This is a genomic window from Rhizobium sp. CCGE 510 (assembly GCF_000292525.1).
Taxonomy (GTDB): Bacteria; Pseudomonadota; Alphaproteobacteria; order Rhizobiales; family Rhizobiaceae; genus Rhizobium.
The window spans coordinates 308366-324454 of sequence record NZ_AEYF01000001.1 but is presented as its reverse complement, the minus strand read 5'-3'; the positions used below and the strand labels follow the sequence as shown (position 1 = coordinate 324454).

At 61.5% G+C, this 16089-nt stretch carries 18 protein-coding genes and 1 pseudogene; 5 read left to right on the top strand and 14 right to left on the bottom strand.

What is annotated here, in order from left to right; translation table 11 throughout:
- Positions 1-151 precede the first annotated feature (151 nt).
- Both RCCGE510_RS01595 and RCCGE510_RS01590 read left to right on the top strand, forming a co-directional pair.
- Positions 152-505 (top strand): hypothetical protein, encoded by a 354-nt coding sequence (locus RCCGE510_RS01595; protein ID WP_192815264.1) that lies wholly within the window; start codon positions 152-154, stop codon positions 503-505.
- Positions 506-822: 317 nt separating this feature from the next.
- Positions 823-1338, top strand: a complete 516-nt coding sequence (locus tag RCCGE510_RS01590; protein WP_037077459.1) for a superoxide dismutase family protein — start codon at positions 823-825, stop codon at positions 1336-1338.
- A gap of 77 nt (positions 1339-1415) precedes the next feature.
- Here RCCGE510_RS01590 and RCCGE510_RS01585 read toward each other — a convergent pair whose 3' ends face one another.
- The 8 genes from RCCGE510_RS01585 to RCCGE510_RS01550 all read right to left on the bottom strand — a co-directional run bounded on the left by RCCGE510_RS01585 (position 1416) and on the right by RCCGE510_RS01550 (position 6514).
- Positions 1416-2303 (bottom strand): mechanosensitive ion channel domain-containing protein, encoded by an 888-nt coding sequence (locus RCCGE510_RS01585; RefSeq protein WP_007626502.1) that lies wholly within the window; start codon positions 2301-2303, stop codon positions 1416-1418.
- Positions 2304-2357: 54 nt separating this feature from the next.
- Positions 2358-2888: a tyrosine phosphatase family protein gene (locus RCCGE510_RS01580; RefSeq protein ID WP_007626500.1), complete on the bottom strand. Its 531-nt coding sequence runs from the start codon at positions 2886-2888 to the stop codon at positions 2358-2360.
- Positions 2885-3493, bottom strand: coding sequence for an HD family hydrolase (locus RCCGE510_RS01575; RefSeq protein WP_007626498.1), 609 nt, complete (start codon positions 3491-3493; stop codon positions 2885-2887). The genes RCCGE510_RS01580 and RCCGE510_RS01575 overlap by 4 nt, the downstream gene beginning before the upstream one ends.
- Positions 3490-4344, bottom strand: coding sequence for a folate-binding protein YgfZ (locus RCCGE510_RS01570; RefSeq protein ID WP_007626496.1), 855 nt, complete (start codon positions 4342-4344; stop codon positions 3490-3492). Before RCCGE510_RS01570 ends, RCCGE510_RS01575 begins: the two co-directional genes overlap by 4 nt.
- Positions 4345-4444: 100 nt before the next feature.
- Positions 4445-5191 carry a hypothetical protein gene (locus tag RCCGE510_RS01565; RefSeq protein ID WP_007626495.1) on the bottom strand — a complete coding sequence of 249 codons (747 nt, stop codon included), beginning with the start codon at positions 5189-5191 and terminating at the stop codon, positions 4445-4447.
- An 18-nt stretch (positions 5192-5209) separates the two neighbouring features.
- Positions 5210-5467 carry a hypothetical protein gene (locus tag RCCGE510_RS01560; protein WP_003574226.1) on the bottom strand — a complete coding sequence of 86 codons (258 nt, stop codon included), beginning with the start codon at positions 5465-5467 and terminating at the stop codon, positions 5210-5212.
- A 103-nt stretch (positions 5468-5570) separates the two neighbouring features.
- Entirely contained in the window at positions 5571-6017 is a 447-nt protein-coding gene (locus RCCGE510_RS01555) for a TIGR02301 family protein (RefSeq protein ID WP_192815263.1), read from the bottom strand.
- Between the two features lie 71 nt (positions 6018-6088).
- On the bottom strand, positions 6089-6514 hold the full coding sequence (locus RCCGE510_RS01550) for an NUDIX domain-containing protein (RefSeq protein ID WP_007626493.1): 426 nt from the start codon (positions 6512-6514) through the stop codon (positions 6089-6091).
- A 128-nt stretch (positions 6515-6642) separates the two neighbouring features.
- Here RCCGE510_RS01550 and RCCGE510_RS01545 point away from each other — a divergent pair, with 128 nt between their 5' ends.
- Together RCCGE510_RS01545 and RCCGE510_RS01540 are read left to right on the top strand one after the other, a co-directional pair.
- Positions 6643-6963, top strand: a complete 321-nt coding sequence (locus RCCGE510_RS01545; protein ID WP_007626492.1) for a YnfA family protein — start codon at positions 6643-6645, stop codon at positions 6961-6963.
- A 41-nt stretch (positions 6964-7004) separates the two neighbouring features.
- The gene (locus RCCGE510_RS01540; protein ID WP_007626491.1) at positions 7005-7769 is read left to right on the top strand and encodes an SOS response-associated peptidase; all 765 of its coding nucleotides are present in this window, start codon (positions 7005-7007) and stop codon (positions 7767-7769) included.
- 260 nt (positions 7770-8029) lie between these two features.
- Here RCCGE510_RS01540 and RCCGE510_RS35065 read toward each other — a convergent pair whose 3' ends face one another.
- The 5 genes and pseudogenes from RCCGE510_RS35065 to RCCGE510_RS01520 all read right to left on the bottom strand — a co-directional run bounded on the left by RCCGE510_RS35065 (position 8030) and on the right by RCCGE510_RS01520 (position 14309).
- A complete protein-coding gene (locus tag RCCGE510_RS35065; RefSeq protein ID WP_007626489.1) occupies positions 8030-8176 on the bottom strand; it encodes a hypothetical protein in 147 nt (48 codons plus the stop codon).
- A gap of 282 nt (positions 8177-8458) precedes the next feature.
- Complete coding sequence (pssA, locus tag RCCGE510_RS01535) at positions 8459-9304, bottom strand: CDP-diacylglycerol--serine O-phosphatidyltransferase (RefSeq protein ID WP_007626486.1); 846 nt, start codon at positions 9302-9304, stop codon at positions 8459-8461.
- Positions 9305-9360: 56 nt separating this feature from the next.
- Positions 9361-10074: pseudogene (locus RCCGE510_RS01530) on the bottom strand (phosphatidylserine decarboxylase); the annotation flags it as partial.
- Between the two features lie 119 nt (positions 10075-10193).
- Positions 10194-12071, bottom strand: coding sequence for an ABC transporter ATP-binding protein/permease (locus tag RCCGE510_RS01525; protein WP_007626482.1), 1878 nt, complete (start codon positions 12069-12071; stop codon positions 10194-10196).
- A gap of 210 nt (positions 12072-12281) precedes the next feature.
- Positions 12282-14309 (bottom strand): Ig-like domain-containing protein, encoded by a 2028-nt coding sequence (locus tag RCCGE510_RS01520; protein ID WP_037077455.1) that lies wholly within the window; start codon positions 14307-14309, stop codon positions 12282-12284.
- Positions 14310-14463: 154 nt separating this feature from the next.
- Between RCCGE510_RS01520 and RCCGE510_RS01515 the strand changes: the two genes are divergently transcribed.
- A complete protein-coding gene (locus tag RCCGE510_RS01515; protein ID WP_007626478.1) occupies positions 14464-15087 on the top strand; it encodes a TIGR00730 family Rossman fold protein in 624 nt (207 codons plus the stop codon).
- Between the two features lie 22 nt (positions 15088-15109).
- On the opposite strand, the gene rarD is transcribed toward RCCGE510_RS01515, so the two are convergent.
- Complete coding sequence (rarD, locus tag RCCGE510_RS01510; RefSeq protein WP_007626476.1) at positions 15110-16024, bottom strand: EamA family transporter RarD; 915 nt, start codon at positions 16022-16024, stop codon at positions 15110-15112.
- Positions 16025-16089 lie beyond the last annotated feature (65 nt).

Here is a 16089-nt window from a genome sequence, read left to right as displayed (position 1 = left end):
GCATCACGCCATCCGTTAACTGTTGTCAATCATCGTTAATGAGAAGTTAACAACTTATTGACGCACCGCGCAAATCAGTTTAACCAGCGAGACAACAGTGATTTTCCACGTTCGTATTGCGTACAAACACCACCGGCAAAAAAGGCGGTGAATGGAGGTTTGTATGACCAGCACCACATCCGTTTCGGGCACTTCATACGCATATCTGGCGACGCTCTCGCGGCTTGATGCCAATGGCGATGGTGTCCTCAGCCGGGGCGAGCGCGCCGCCGATCAGAAGCCTGGCATCATCAAGGAACTCCTGGACGAGGACAAGACCAGCGAAACGCAGCCGAAATTTTCCGGCAGCCTGATTGCGCTGATGATGGACTCGCGTGACAGCGGCATGGCAGCCAGTATCGCAGTTCCCTATCCGTTGCAGCAGACCGCGCCGACGACCGGCGATCGGTCGGATGATCTTTACCGCAACACTTACGGCCAGTTCGACTTTAACGCCGTCGCCTGAGCCACTTCAGCATAGGGCGATCTGCAAGCCGGCCGTTTGGCCGGCTTTTTTCGTCCTATGTTCCAGTGCATGATGCCGAAAAGTGTGAGCGGTTTCTTATGACATCATGCTCTAACTTTTCAATGTAGAACAGGATTCAGATTTTAGGCTAACCGGGCCTAAAATCATCCTGTTCTAGCGCATGACCCGAAAACCGGAATCGATACCAGGAAAGGATCATGCGCCAGTTCCAACGGATAAAGCGTCCTTTGCGCTTATTCAGGAACACCTTCCTGGCTGACACGTTCAGAAGGACAACCGGACGGAAGGAGACCTCCATGAAAGCCATGTGCACCATCGCCGCCCTGAGCCTGCTCGCCGTTGCATTGCCGGCAGGCGCTCAGGACAAGCAGACGGCGGTCGCCAATTTCGTCGGCAGGGACGGCAAGGAGGACGGCCGCGCGCAATTGACGGCTGCTGCCAGTGGTGGTGTCCTGATCGAAGTCGAGATATCGGGGCTGCCGGCCAACAAATGGGTGGCTTTCCATGTTCACGAAACCGGCCGCTGCGATGCCGCGACCCATCACGAGTCGGCCGGCGGCCACTTCAACCCTGAGAAGGCCGAGCACGGCCTCCTTGCCGCCAAGGGTCCGCACGCCGGCGATATGCCCAATCAATATGTCGGGGAGGACGGTATGCTGAGAGCCCAGGTCTTCGACAGCAGGGTCACGCTCGACGGCAAGACCGACGGCATTCGCGGCCGCGCATTGATGGTCCATGCCAATTCAGATGATTATCGCAGCCAGCCTTCGGGTGATGCCGGCGAAAGATTGGCGTGCGGCGTCATCCAATAGACTGCTGCGACAAAATTATACACCCATTCAACGTGTTATGCGCTATGCGTCTGAAAACGCGGCGGCGCTAAAATGTCTCATTGCCGCGTCGTCGCCGGCTTTTCGGCCGCTGCCCTGCCTTTGGCGTTCTTTGCCGGCGCGGCGTCCGGCGCCTCCTGGGCCACGGCCGGATCCCTTTCGTCGAAGGCGAGTTTTACGCGCTTTACCATGTCACGGCTGACCGCCCACCAGTCGCCGGTTTTTGCCCAGTAGCGCAGCGTCACCAAGATCGCGCCGTCACCGAGGCTGTCGATGAAGACGCTTGGTTCCGGTGACTTCAGCACCCGTGAATCGGCTTTGGCAAGGCTCATCAATGTCTCCATCGCCTGATGGATGTCGTCCCCATCGGCGACCTTGACGTTCACATCGTTCCGTCGCGTAGGCTCGCGACTGAAATTGGTAATCGGCGTGTTCCAGAGTGTCGAATTCGGCGCCAACCGGTAGAGCCCGTCGCCGGTTCTCAGTTCAGTCGCAAACAGCCCGATTTCGCGCACCGTGCCGGCCACGCTGCTGGTCTCGATGTATTCCCCGACTCGGAATGGCCTGAGGATCAGGAGCATGATGCCGGCGGCGATATTCTGCAGCGTCCCCTGTAGCGCCAGTCCGATTGCCAGCCCGGCCGCGCCGAGAGTTGCGATGATTGAGGCGGTCTGGACGCCGAACTGGCCGAGCACGGTGATGAACACCAGGATGAGCAGCGCGTAGCGCAGCACATTGGTGAAGAACCGTGCCAGCGTCTCGTCGATGCCATGGACGCGCGACAGGCCTTCATAAGCCCAGCGGCTGGTAAAACCGGCGAGCGCCCAGCCGAGAACGAGCAGGATGACGGCCCCGAGGACTGAGAAGGAATATTGCACCGCCAGCGCGCTCGCCTGGCTGAGCGCCGTTTGCGTGGCGAGAAGGACGTCGGCTGCCTGTTGTTGCATGATCTGGCCCTTTTGTACGTAGTCGGGGGCTAGATGGAGCAGATGGCAGCAGCGTCAACCGCAGGCGGCGTCGCCGATCGCAAGCACGAAGGGCGCGTTGCCGTCGGCATCCGCACCGCGGCCGATCGCCCGCACTGCCGCGACCAGCCGGCCGCCGCGGTTAAGCAGCGCGTCGCCGATCTCGATCAACCGGGCATTCGGGGTCGCGAAAGGCGAGGCCGCTCGCAGCCGGCCGGCAAGCCTTTCTTCGCTCTGATCCGGTACGAGCGACAGCGCGGCGATCAGGGCTGCCGCCGGCGATCGCGACACGCCCATCCAGCAATGGATGAGCAACGGCGTCTCCTGCCGCCACGATGCGGCAAAGTCGATAATCCCTTGCACATGCGTCTCGTCGGGCGCCACCAGACCGCCGGTGCCTTTGAAGGTGATGTCGTTCATCGAGAGCGTCAGATGACGGTCGGCGGCAATCACGCCAGGCCGGTGAAAGGCCTGCTCCTTGGCGATCAGGCTGATCATCTCGCGCGCCTTGTGGCGTACCGCCATCTCCGCGATACGCGCCAGCGGCGAGACGACGATGAAGCTCACGACACCATCTCCCGCGCGGCCTCGATCGCCGCGAAGCGCTCGCAGAACCGTCGCTGCGCTTCGATTGCCGGCAGCGGCTCGATCATCAGCATCTCCGGGCTGATGCCGCGTGGCTGGCCGAAGAATTTCTGCGCCTCGGCGGGTGTGAAGCCGGCGAGCACCGTCGCCTCGAAATAGGCGGCGATCGTATCGGCCTTCTTGATTCGGTCCTTGAGGTCGCGCGAGGGATGCGGCGGCAGACCGAAGCGCAGGTGCACGGCGGCCTCCAACCGTTTCTCCACCGTCTTGTAGCCGCCGCCGACCACCGATTTGAACGGTGAGATCATATCGCCGATCACATATTCGGGTGCATCATGCAGCAGCGCCATCAGACATTCCTGCGGCCGCGCATCGTTGAAGCGGCGGAAAATGTCTTCAACGACGAGACTATGCTGCGCCACCGAAAAAGCATGATCGCCTGATGTCTGGCCGTTCCAGCGAGCGACACGCGCCAGTCCATGGGCGATATCGATCAGTTCGACATCGAGCGGCGAGGGGTCGAGCAGGTCGAGTCTGCGCCCGGACAGCATGCGCTGCCAGGCACGCGGAGCTTTTGCCGTTGTCACGCGCTGGCCTCGTCGGCGCTGGTGGGAAAGACAAGGCCGGACCATGCCGGCAGGACGAGGGAAACGGGTGTTTCGCCGGCGAGCAGCGGCGTGCCAGCAGCGATTGCGGCACCGGCGCGGTCAATACGCACGATCGCAAGTCCATGGTCGCCTTCGACCGAACCGAGCGTCCCTACAGGCTTGCCGCCGGCGGTGATCTCCGTTCCGGTCCCCGGCAAGGCTGCAGCTGCAGAAACGGTCACGACGCGCCGGCGCGCAGTGCCCCGGTGCTGCATGCGCGAGACGACCTCCTGGCCAACATAGCAGCCCTTCCTGAAGGAAAGGCCGCCGTTCAAATCCATCAGCACGTCATGCGGGAAGGCGTCCTGCAGGGCGAAGTCCGATCCTGAGGTGACGATGCCGAGCCTGATACGCAGCGCGTCGTAGAGCGCTTCTTCACCATCGCCGCGTTTGCCGGGCCGACGGATCAACGTGACGCCTGCCTTGGCGAAGCGGCTGTCCCGGACGCCCTGGCTGTCCCGAACAGCCTCGGCACCTTCACCCCAGCAAACGGTGACGCCCTCCTCGGCGCCCAGCGCAAGCGTGGCGGCGGCACGCAGCTTGTACATCGTCAGCCGCTTCAGCAGGCCATCGCGCTGGCCGGCATCGGTTTCGATCGTATAACCGTCGCCGTCCTGCCAGATCATGAAGTCGAACAGGATCTTGCCCTGCGGCGTCAGCAGGGCTCCCGGCCGCGCCTCGTCGGGCCCAAGCGAGATGATATCGGTGGTGATCAGGTTTTGCAGGAAGGATTGGGCTTCAGCGCCGCTGACAAAGAGCAGTGCGCGGTCTTTCAGGAATACGGCTGGCATGGCGGAACCTGTCGCGTTGGTCATGGCTCAGAGGTATGTCTTCATGAGGGGGATCGCAAGCGCCTCATGCGAAACGCGAGAGGAGCAAGCGAGGTGGGCGTCAATCGCCCGCCGTGAAGAATTTCCATTTGCCCTGAGGCGTAATGCCGAGGCGGTAGAAATTATATCCGCCGAATTCCTGCATGTCGGAAAGATCGCCGGCGGTGACGATGCGCAGCAGCTCGACGCGCTCCGGCGGCGTTAGCGACTTCAGATCCTTCTCGGCAAAATACGGCCAGACATACATGTCGTCTGCCGTACCCTGGCCGACATGCACGAAGCCGGTCGAGATGATGTCGAGCATAATGGCGAGGATCTCGTCTCCGTCGGGATCGCCCGAAAGATCCTTCAGCGTACCGATCGGATCGTCGGTGGGTTCACCCACCGTCACCTGCGTCTGCTCGGTGCCGGTGCCCATCAACGGACGCAGCCGTTCGAGATCGCCGGAGGCGGCCGCCTCGACGATCTGCTCGCGCATCTTGCGAACCGGCTCGGGTACCTTGCTGATATCGTAAATCACTTCGGCGGGCTTGGAAGCATCCTGGGCGCCCGGCGTCTTGTCGACACCCTGATTATTCTGGCTGTTGACCAGCGGATCGGCCATGGGAACGCCGGGAGCGGCTCCGCTTTGCGGTTGGCTCTGTCCCTGAGCGGCCGGGGCATCGTTGTTGGGCTGGCCGGGGGCCTTGTGCAGTTCGGAAAGCGCGTAGGCTGCCGGCGCGAGGAAAACATTGCCGGCGGCGAGGCTGAACGCAAGCAGCACCGGCGCGAGCGGAATTCGCGATACTTTCTCTTTACCGGTGTGCATCAAACTCTCTGATAATAATTATTGCAGGGTGCGGTTCGCGGAAAATTCGCCGGCAAGCATGCGCTCACGCAGCGAATCCAGCAGGGCTTCGGCGCTGCTTTCCCCGTGCAATCTGATGGTCTCTCTCAGTGCATGCGCAATAGCGGCATCAGCGATGATCTCAGTCTCGATTCCATCAGCCATGCCATCGGCCCAAGCCTCGTTCTGGTATTCCAGAGCCGCCTGCATCTTTTCGTGGACGATCATGTCGTCGATCTCGTTGAGGCTTGCTTCCATTGTCTTTTCCTCAGAACTTCTCATGTCTTACTGCACCGTTAACAACACTAACAGCCTTTTCCCAAAACGACACGTCCGCATGCGAAAACAGGTTAATTAAACGTCAATTTCCAAAACGCGAGGTAATTTCTGTGGCGAGTGTTGCACCTTCGTTACGGTAGCGCTCTTCTGCCACGATGGCCGCTGCGGTGCAATCAGTATAGACGGAGGCGAACGCGCGGTAGCCGCGATTGAAGGCTGCAGTCAACTTTTCCTTGCGCTGCGGCTCGTTGCCCGTCTCCGAATCGAGTAACTGCTGCATGCCGGTTCGCCACTCGTCGCTGCCCGCCGCCTTACAGAGCGTTCTGAGATAATGCACCGAACCCAACACCTCGGCGAGCCGCGCCAGCTTGTCGTCATAAGGTACGATCACCGCAGGCGGCGGCGCAATTTCCTCCTCCTGTGGAGGCGGCGTATTCTTACCCTGCGCCATGGTTGGGCCGGCCAAAACGAGCAGGGACAGGAAAATGCATCGAATGGGAATCATACTCCTAGTTGATACGTTGAGCATGACGGCAACAAGGCAGGCCTGAGAGTTTCCACTTCTATTCGCCGCCACCAGAGCATGATGCCGAAAAAGTGTCAGCGGTTTTCGGCATCCTGTTCTAGCCGCTCGGCGCATTCGAGCACGCTCTGCGGTACGGGCAATCGCCGGATTTCCTCAACCGTGTACCAGCCGACGGCGGCCGCATCGTCGGCGGCTTCCGCCACCACATCCCTATCCGCCTCGACGCGAAAGACCGACAGCAGGAAATGGCTGTTGATGCTGCCGTCGGCCGCATGGGTCTTCAGATCATAGGTCGAAAACAGCTGCGGATTGCGTGCCGAAATGCCGGTCTCTTCACCGAATTCCCGCAACGCCGTTTGCTCCGGCGTCTCGCCAGGTTCAGCGCGCCCGCCGGGAAAGGCGTACATGTCGGCGGAAGGCGGATTGCGCCGCAGCACCAGCAGAAATCGTCCGTCGCGCTCGAGAATGGCGGATGAGGCGGCTTTGGCGGTGGAGGTCATCAGGGCTGCTCTTGGGGTGTTGGCTGGGATCGCCCATCCTATCCGATGAACCGATATTTGCATGCAGCCGCGGCTTGGCTTCCCCAGTTTTCGCTGGAATAGTGATGACGGATTCGAAAGGTGCTTTCGTGACCTACATCATCTACGTCTTTGCCGCCGTCTTCGAGATCGCCGGTTGTTTTGCCTTCTGGGCATGGCTGAAGCTCGCAAAGCCGATCTGGTGGCTGGCTCCGGGCATGGTCTCGCTGGCGCTTTTTGCCTGGCTTCTGACGCTTGTGCCAAGCGAAGCGGCCGGCCGCACCTTCGCGGCCTATGGCGGCATCTACATCGTCGCCTCGCTGCTTTGGCTTTGGCTGGTCGAAAGCCGCATGCCTGATCGTTACGATGTCGGCGGGGCGCTGATCTGCCTTGCCGGGACGAGCATCATCCTCTTTGCGCCGAGAGGCTGAAGCGGCTTGACCGGACTCAAGCCGGGTGCAAAGACAAGTCGATGTGTGGACGTTTCGCCCTGACAATCACCAGCGCCGGCCTGCGCGACTTCTTATCCGGCCTCGATTTCGACGATTTTCCGGCGCGCTACAACATTGCGCCGACGCAGCCGATTCTCGTCGTCATATCAGGCGAGGGCAGGGAGCAGGGCAGCAACTTGGCCGACCGGCGCGCCGTGCTCGTACGCTGGGGCCTCACGCCGGGCTGGGTCAAAGATCCGAAGGAATTTCCGCTGCTCATCAACGCCCGCTCCGAGACCGCAATCGGCAAGGCCTCTTTCCGTGCGGCCATGCGGCATCGCCGCGTGCTCATCCCGGCCTCCGGCTTCTATGAATGGCATCGTCCATCAAAGGATAGCGGCGAGAAACCGCAGGCCTATTGGATCAGGCCGCGTCAGGGCGGGGTCGTCGCCTTTGCCGGGTTGATGGAGACATGGTCCTCGGCCGATGGTTCCGAGGTCGATACCGGCGCCATCCTGACGACATCGGCCAACTCGGGCATATCCGCGATCCACGATCGCATGCCCGTCGTCATCAAGCCCGAAGATTTTTCGCGCTGGCTGGATTGCAAGACGCAAGAACCGCGCGAGGTGGTCGACCTGATGCGCCCCGTTCAGGACGATTTCTTCGAGGCTGTCCCGGTTTCCGACAAGGTCAACAAGGTCGCCAATATGGGTCCGGACCTGCAGGAGCCGGTCGTCATCGAAAAGCCGCTGAAGGCTCCCGAGAGGCAAAGGCCTGACGACGGTCAGCTCAGTTTCTTCTGAAACGGTATCCGCCATTTTTCACTTAGCGTCGCAACCGCTTCGTTCGGGGGAAGTCCTAGTGCGGCTTGCTGCACACCCGCCGCACGGTAGATTGGGGACGGTGCGGTCGGCATCGTTTGAGGCTTCCGGCGACAGATATCAACATCCGCTTCGTCAGTGGGGCCTAACGCATGTCACCCAAGAATACTCCTGTTTTGGGATAACGACATGCGGAGAACCGGACTTGAAGCGCACGTCAGTCCGGTTGGAAGTGTAACACCTCAAGCGGATTTCTTGACGCTGCCCGGCTTGTTCTTCGCCATCAGCGATGCTGCGACAACGGCCTTCAGGCCAACCGGGCGATAGTTGGCGCTGAGATCAGGCTTGGCCGGGTGCTGTTCGCTGTTACTACTCTTTTTCGAAGTCACGATACTCTCCTTACGTGGTTCTTCCCTGGACGTTTTGTGATTTGCTGTTTCGTCATAAATAGCGACAAAACAGAGACGCATCCCATCAGGATTTGTAAACGCGCACCATAATTCGCGAGGCTTAACTGAAGCCTACGTTGGTTAATACTTACTGAAGAGAGCGGTTCGAAATAACGTGCGCAGCGGTTTTACCGGGAGAAGCGCGTAGCGGTTATTCCGGGAAGCGTGAGAACGAAGAGGGAAGCATTTCCCTGGCGCGGAAAAATCAGCAATGCGCGGAGATCAGATGTGCCGGCCGATATCGTCGTCGCCGACGCCGGGTTCCTCGATCGTCAGCGTCCCATATTTCCGGCGCCATTTCCGTGCGCCGAAGGGAAGCGATATGAGGTAGGCGGCAACGGTAAACACCATCACCTCCCAGGTGTAGCTCATCAGCAGGGCCACATAGAGCACGACGCCGAGCATCATCGGCAGAACGAGATCGCGCCGCAAGCGGCTGCCTTCCGATTTGCCCGACCAGACCGGCAGCCGGCTGATCAGCAGGAAGGCGATGACGACGGTATAGATCGACGAGACATAGGCGAAGGTGCGGTCGGTCGCCAGGCCGAGGAAGCCGAGATAGACCGGCAGCAGCACCAACATGGCACCGGCCGGCGCCGGCACGCCGACGAAATATTCCGATTGCCAGCTCGCCTTGTTCTCGCGTTCGGCCATGACGTTGAAACGGGCAAGGCGCAGCCCGGCGGCGATCGCGTAGATCAGGGCAGCAATCCAGCCGAGCGAACGCGCCTGGTCAAGCGCGAAGACATAGACGACGAGGGCAGGGGCGACGCCAAAATTGACGATATCGGCAAGCGAATCCATTTGCGCGCCGAACTTCGAGGTCGCCTTCATCAGCCGAGCCACGCGGCCGTCAATGCCGTCGAGGAAGGCGGCGACCAGCACCATCGAGACGGCGAGCTCGTAACGATTCTCGAAGGCCAGCCGGATGCCGGTCAGCCCGGCGCAGATCGCCAGAATGGTGATGAGGTTCGGAAAGACGAGACGGAGTGGGATTTCGCGCAGACGCGGGCCGCGGGCAGAATCATCTGGCCCGTTGGGCTCGAAAGGCGGAAAGGGCGTTTCCATATCGCGTTCCAATCGTTCCTAAAGCAATTCCAGCGGAGGCGCGGCGGTTCTGCGCTTTAGCTGCGGCGGCTGATGACGGGACCCTTGGCGGAGGCGAATTCGGCGATAACAGTTTCTCCCGCAATCGCCGACTGGCCGAGCGAGACGCGTGGCGCGGCACCGGCAGGCAGGAACACGTCGAGCCGCGACCCGAAACGGATAAGCCCGAAGCGCTCGCCGGCATCTAACGGTTCGTTGGGGTTTGACCAGCAGAGGATGCGCCGTGCCACGAGACCGGCGATCTGGACGACGCCGATCTGGCCGTGCCGGGTTTCGATCACCAGCCCGTTGCGTTCATTGTCCTCGCTCGCCTTGTCGAGCTCGGCGTTGACGAAGCTGCCGGAGCGGTAGTTGATGCTGACGATGCGCCCGCGCATCGGCGCCCGGTTCACATGGCAATTGAAGACGTTCATGAACACCGAGATGCGCAGCATCGGCTCGGAGCCGAGATTGAGTTCCGCCGGTGGGGTTACCATCTGGATCGCCGAGACCTTGCCATCGGCGGGAGAAATTACCAGATCGTCGTCCTGCGGGGTCACGCGTTCGGGATCGCGGAAGAAGTAGGCGCACCAGAGCGTGAAGATCATGCCGATCCAGAAGAGCGGTTTGAAGATCCAACCCAGGATCAGCGACGCGACGAAGAAGGCGGCAACGAAGGGATAACCCTCCTTATGCACGGGGACGATCGTGTTGCGAACCGTGTTGAACAGGCTCATGCTGCCGGTCTCCTTGCGTTTGCGTTCCTCGCTGGTTAGCGAAAAACTGTCTCCGGGGCAATGCTATGGCCCCGGCCCTGGTTCCGACGCCGGGGTTCTGAACAACATAAGCCTGCCGGAGTCGGTCGCATGGCTCAGCTTGCCGGTGCAAGCCGCGCAATCACCCCGAGGTCGTCGCTTTCGCGCACCTGCTTCAGATGCTCCTCCGCCTGTGTCGCCTCGCGCTGGCGGTTCCACATCGAGGCGTAGAGACCATTCATTTCGAGCAGAGCGGCATGCGTCCCGCGCTCGGCGATCTCCCCGCTTTTCAGCACGATGATTTCGTCGGCGCCGATGACCGTCGACAGCCGGTGGGCGATGACCAGTGTCGTGCGGTTCTTCGAAACCATGTCGAGCGCGGTCTGGATTTCCCGTTCCGTCGTCGTATCGAGCGCCGATGTCGCCTCGTCGAGGATCAGGATCGGCGGTGCCTTAAGGATGGTGCGGGCGATTGCCACCCGCTGCTTCTCGCCGCCCGAAAGCTTCAGCCCGCGTTCGCCGACCTTGGTCTCGAATCCCTCGGGCAGCGTCTCGATGAAATGGGCGATCTGCGCCACCTCGGCTGCCGCAAAGACCTCGCCCTCACTGGCCGATGTGCGCCCGTAACGGATGTTGTAGGCGACCGTGTCGTTGAAGAGCACTGTATCTTGCGGCACCATGCCGATAAGAGAGCGCAGGCTTTTCTGCGTCACTGTGCGGATATCCTGGCCGTCGACGGTGATCGCGCCGCTCTGGATATCGTAGAAACGATAGAGCAGCCGCGACAGCGTCGATTTGCCTGCACCCGACGGGCCAACGACGGCAACCGTCTTGCCGGCCGGCACCTCGAAGGAAATGCCCTTCAGGATCGGACGGGCCGGGTCGTAGGAAAAGTGCACGTCCTTGAAGGCGATCGCGCCCTGGCCGATCCGAAGCTCGGTCGCATCGGGCGCGTCTTTGACCTCGGCCTTGACCTCAAGCAAGTCGAACATCTGCTCGATGTCGGTCAGCCCTTGGCGGATTTCACGGTAGACGAAGCCGATGAAGTTGAGTGGCGCGGAAAGCTGCAGCAGCATCGAATTGACGAAGACGAAATCGCCGACCGTCTGCTCGCCGCGCTGCACGGCCAGCGCCGACAGCACCAGCATGATGGTGGTGCCGACGCCGAAGATGACAGCCTGGCCGAAGTTCAGCCAGCCGAGCGAGGTCCAGACATCGGTCGCCGCCTTCTCGTAGCGTTCCATCGATTTGTCGAAGCGTTTTGCCTCCATCTCTTCGTTGCCGAAATATTTGACGGTCTCGAAATTGAGGAGGGAGTCGATCGCCTTGGTATTGGCGTCGGTATCGCTGTCGTTCATCGACCGGCGGATGGCGATGCGCCAGTCGGATGCGCGGATGGTGAACCAGATATAGGCCCAGACGGTGAAGCCGGTGACAGCGAGATAGGAGAAGCCGTAGCCCCACCAGAAGATCGCCGCCGTCAGCAGGAATTCGATGACGGTCGGCACCGAATTGAGGATCGTGAACCGCACGATCGTCTCGATGCCCTTGGTGCCGCGCTCGATGATGCGAGAGAGACCGCCGGTCTTGCGCTCCAGATGAAAGCGCAGCGACAGCTCGTGCATGTGCACGAAGGTTCTGTAGGCGAGCTGGCGAACCGCATGCTGCCCGACGCTGGCAAACAGTGCGTCGCGCAACTGGTTGAGGCCGAGCTGGATCAGCCGGGTGATATTGTAGGCGATTACCAGGGCGATGGCGCCGGCAAGCAGCGGCGGTGCCGAGCCGGCAAGATCCATCCTGCCGTTCAGCGCATCGGTCGACCACTTGAAGAAATAGGGGACGAGCAGCAGGACGAACTTGGAAATCAACAGGAAGACCGAAGCCCAGACGACCCGCATCTTGAGGTCGGGTCGGCCGGCCGGCCACATATAGGGCCAGAGGTTGAGAAGCGTCTGCAGCAGGTTGGATTCCGAGACTGTCTTGCCGTTTGCCATGCTTGTCTCCAGCCCGGATGGGCTTGCGGCGATTGCCGCGCTTCGATGCCGGCAAGAGCACGGAACCGGGACGTGCTTGAAAGCACTTGCCACAACCCGCAGCCGCCATCGCCAGATAAGGTGCCGGCCGGACGAATACAACAATTGCGGGGTTCAGGAAAAGACAGGCCGGGCGGTTAGCCCGCCCGGCCGTCATATTGTCTGAGAACCTTAGAGGTGCTGGCCGGAAAGGCGCTTGCGGTGCAGCTCTTCGGCATTCGGCAACACATCCTTCGGCAGGCCGAAAATCTGGCCTGGGCGGATGCGATCAGGATTGATGATCTTGTCCTCGTTGGCGATGTAGATCGTCGTGTAGCGAACGCCGAGGCCATAGGTGCGGCGCGAGATCTGCCACAGCGTGTCGCCACGGCGAATGATCACCGCTGCGTTGTTGGCCGTCAGCGGCGCCTGTTCGATCGTCTTCGGCTGGTTGCTCTCGACGTCGTTTGCGGAGGTCGCTGCCGACGCCGGTGTGGCGGTGAGTTCAGCGATCATGCTACCCAGCCTGTCGAGCGCTGCGCCGACGGACTTCGCGTCCCCGGGCAGGCTATGCAGCAGCTTCAGCGCATTGCCGGCGATCTGCGAGGCTGAGCCGGACGCCTGTTTGAAGGCGTCGGGCGCATCGGCCGCCGGGCGGAAATCTGCGAGCGAGCGCAACGCGAATTCGGTTGCCGAGCGCGCCGCTGCCAGCTGTTCGGCGCCCGGCAGCTTGCCATCGGCAAACAGCCCCTTCAGCAGGCCGAAGGCCTTGCCGGCCTCAGCCTTGCGCTTGCCGAGTTCGCCTTCGTCGAGCGGCACCATCGAGGAAGCGCCGTTCACCTCGGCGGGGACGGATTGTGCCGCGACCCTCACCTGATCGCCGGCCGGGCGATTGAAATTCACTGCTGCACGCACGATCACCTTGCCCGTGGAATCAACCACATCGACGCGGATCTTGTGGTCGCCGACCGAGAGCGTCACCACACCGTCGATGACGAAATGGCCGTCGGAACCGGCCGTGTCCTGGCCGATGAGGCTGTCGTCGGCATAACCGACGACCTTGGCATTGGAGCGGGTCGTGCCGGCAATGAAGATCTTGTTGCCTTCGATCTCGACGGCGTTGACCATCACATCGGGCGCATTCGTCTTGTCGGGTGCGGCGGTGCCGGGGATGGCCGGTGCCGTGACTGCGGCGCCGGCCGCGGCGTCGGTGAGGTTCGGCGTCTGCAGCGCCAGCTCGCCTGTTGGCGCAGCTGTTGCGGCAGGCGCAGCCAAGCTTTCGCCCGTTGCCGGCTTGTTGGAGGCATCGGCGACCTCGGTTCCGGCCTTTGGCGCGGTGATGATGCGGCTTGCCGTGCCGGGTTTGGAGACCATGGCGAGCAGATTGGCGCCGTTACCGTCCTTCGGCACGGAAATGGTCGCGACTTCTTCGGAAAGCGTGCTCTTGCCGTCCTTGCCGGTGAACTTGAGCACCAGCTGGTGGTCGCCCGCCGAAAGCGGATCGTCCAGGACGGCGGCGAAATCGCCGCTCGCATCGACATTGGCTGTCGTCACCACCTTTTCGCCGTCAAGCACTTCGAGCTTGCCGTTCGGTTCGGCAGAGCCTGCAATCACCGTCGAGCCGTCGGGCTCGACGCGCAAGACGTCGAAGGCGGGAAGCTTCGGGCCGGCATTCGCCGCTGCCGTATTCGGCGCAGGAGCAGTCTCGGGCGCGCCGGTCAGGGCAGTCTCGGCCTTGGCGATCGCGGCAAGCGCATCGGTGATGTTCTCCGGCAGCGACTGGATGATGGCGAGCGCCTTCGCGCCGCCGTCCTTGGCTTTGGTGGCAAGCGTCTGGGTCGCCGGATCGAGGCCCTCGGGGATTGCGAAGCTGGCAAGTGCGCTCAGTGCATCGACGGCTTTGGTCTTAGCGGCGGCGAAGACATCGTCGGCAGGGCCCTTGCCGTCGGCAAACAGCGCCTTGAGTTCGCTAAGCGACACGCTGGCGCCGGCCGAAAGACGGCCCACCTTGTCGGCGACGGCAGCCGCGTCCGCCACAGTGGAGCGTGATGTCTTTGCCGACTCGTTAACCGTGTCCTTGAGCTCCGTGCTCGCCTGGTTGATCGCGTCGCCGACCTTGGCTGCATCGCCGCCGATACGCGGCATGACGAAAAATACCATCAGTAGGATTGCGATTACGAGCACTGCAAGGGCCAGCAAGCCGGCACGGTTCTTCATCATTATGTCTCCCAAGGCGGCAATTTGCCGTAGTAACCGAAATTGCTAGCGATTCCCGTTGCTTTTCACAAGCATTCAAAGCAATTCGGCAAGCTAGGCACGCTGCTTTTCAGTCAATTTTCTTGACTGCATTGAAATGGAATAGTTGTTTGCCTCTATGACCGAACAATCTGTATCGATTCGATCCATCTGCGTTTACTGCGGCTCAAGGCCGGGACGCGATCCCTCCCACATGGCGGCCGGGCGTGCTCTCGGACGAGAGATCGCCGAATACGGCCTGCGCCTCGTCTATGGCGGGGGTACCAAAGGCATCATGGGCGCGGTCGCAAGCGGCGTGCTTTCAGGCGGCGGCCAGGTGACGGGAATTATCCCCGAATTCCTGATCGACATGGAAGCGACTCGCCACTCGCTCGGTCAGCTCAACGAACTTATTGTAACCCCTGACATGCATGCGCGCAAACACACGATGTTCGAGCGTTCCGATGCTTTCGTCGCGCTGCCCGGCGGCATCGGTACGTTGGAGGAGATCGTCGAGATCATGACCTGGGCACAGCTCGGCCGTCACGAAAAGCCGATGGTCTTTGCCAACGTTAACGGTTTCTGGGATCCGATGATGGAACTGATGCGCCATATGACCGATGAAGGCTTCCTGCACACCGCCCACCGGGTGCAGCCGCTCGTCGTCGACGAGATCTCCGGCATCATTCCCGCGATCATGGCCCAGGCCGCCCAGCTCGCCGCCGATCGCGACGGCGAGGATGAGGTGATTTCCAAGATGTAAGGCTAGAGGCGCGTGGGGGCCTTCAGCGCCCGCGGCTGCACTTCAGCATCGACCAGCTATAGAGGACAAGCCCTGCCCAGATCAGCGGGAAGGCGATCATCCGCGCCGTGCCGAGCGGCTCGTGGAAGACGAAGACCGCGATCAGGAAAATCATCGTCGGCGCGATATACTGCATGATGCCGATCGTCGAGAGTTTCAGCAGCTTGGCGCCGTTGGCATAGATCATCAGCGGTACGGCGGTGATGACGCCGCAGCCGAGCAGCAGCGTCGTATCGGCAAGGCCGGTGCGGTAGAGATGGCCCTGGCCGCTGCCGAATTCGAGATAGAGGATATAGAGCAGGGCCGGCCCGCTGAGGATGAGCACTTCGAGGAAGAAGCCCTGGTTCGGTCCGAGCGGCAGCGTCTTGCGGAGCAAAGCATAAAACCCCCACGAGATCGCCAGCGTCAGCGCCACCCACGGAATACCGCCGCTATCGAACGCGAGAATGGCGACGGCAAGTCCTGCCAGCGCGATCGCGGCGATCTGCAGCGGCTGCAGCTTCTCCTTGAGCAGCACCGAGCCGAGGAAGATGCTGAACAGCGGATTGATGAAATAACCGAGCGCCGCATCGAGCGAATGGCCGGCGCCGATCGCCCAGACATAGGTGCCCCAGTTGACAGTGATCAGCGACGCCGTCAGCGCCGCCATCGCCAGCATGCGCGGCGAGCGCAGCGCTGTGGCGATATCCTGTGTGCGCCCGAGCACGATCAGAACGATACCTGCCAGCGGCAGCGACCAGACGATGCGGTGGGCGATCACCTCGGCCGGCGAAATATGCGCCACCGCCTTCATGTAGATCGGCAGGAAGCCCCAGAGCAGATAGGCCGTCAGCGCGAAGGCGAAACCGCGCGGACTGTCTTCGTTCTTGGCCAAGGGAACGGATGCATCGGTCGACATCGGGCGTTTCCATCTTTGTTCTTCTTCTGATCCGGCCTAGCTTAAGCGCCGTGAATAGGCCAATT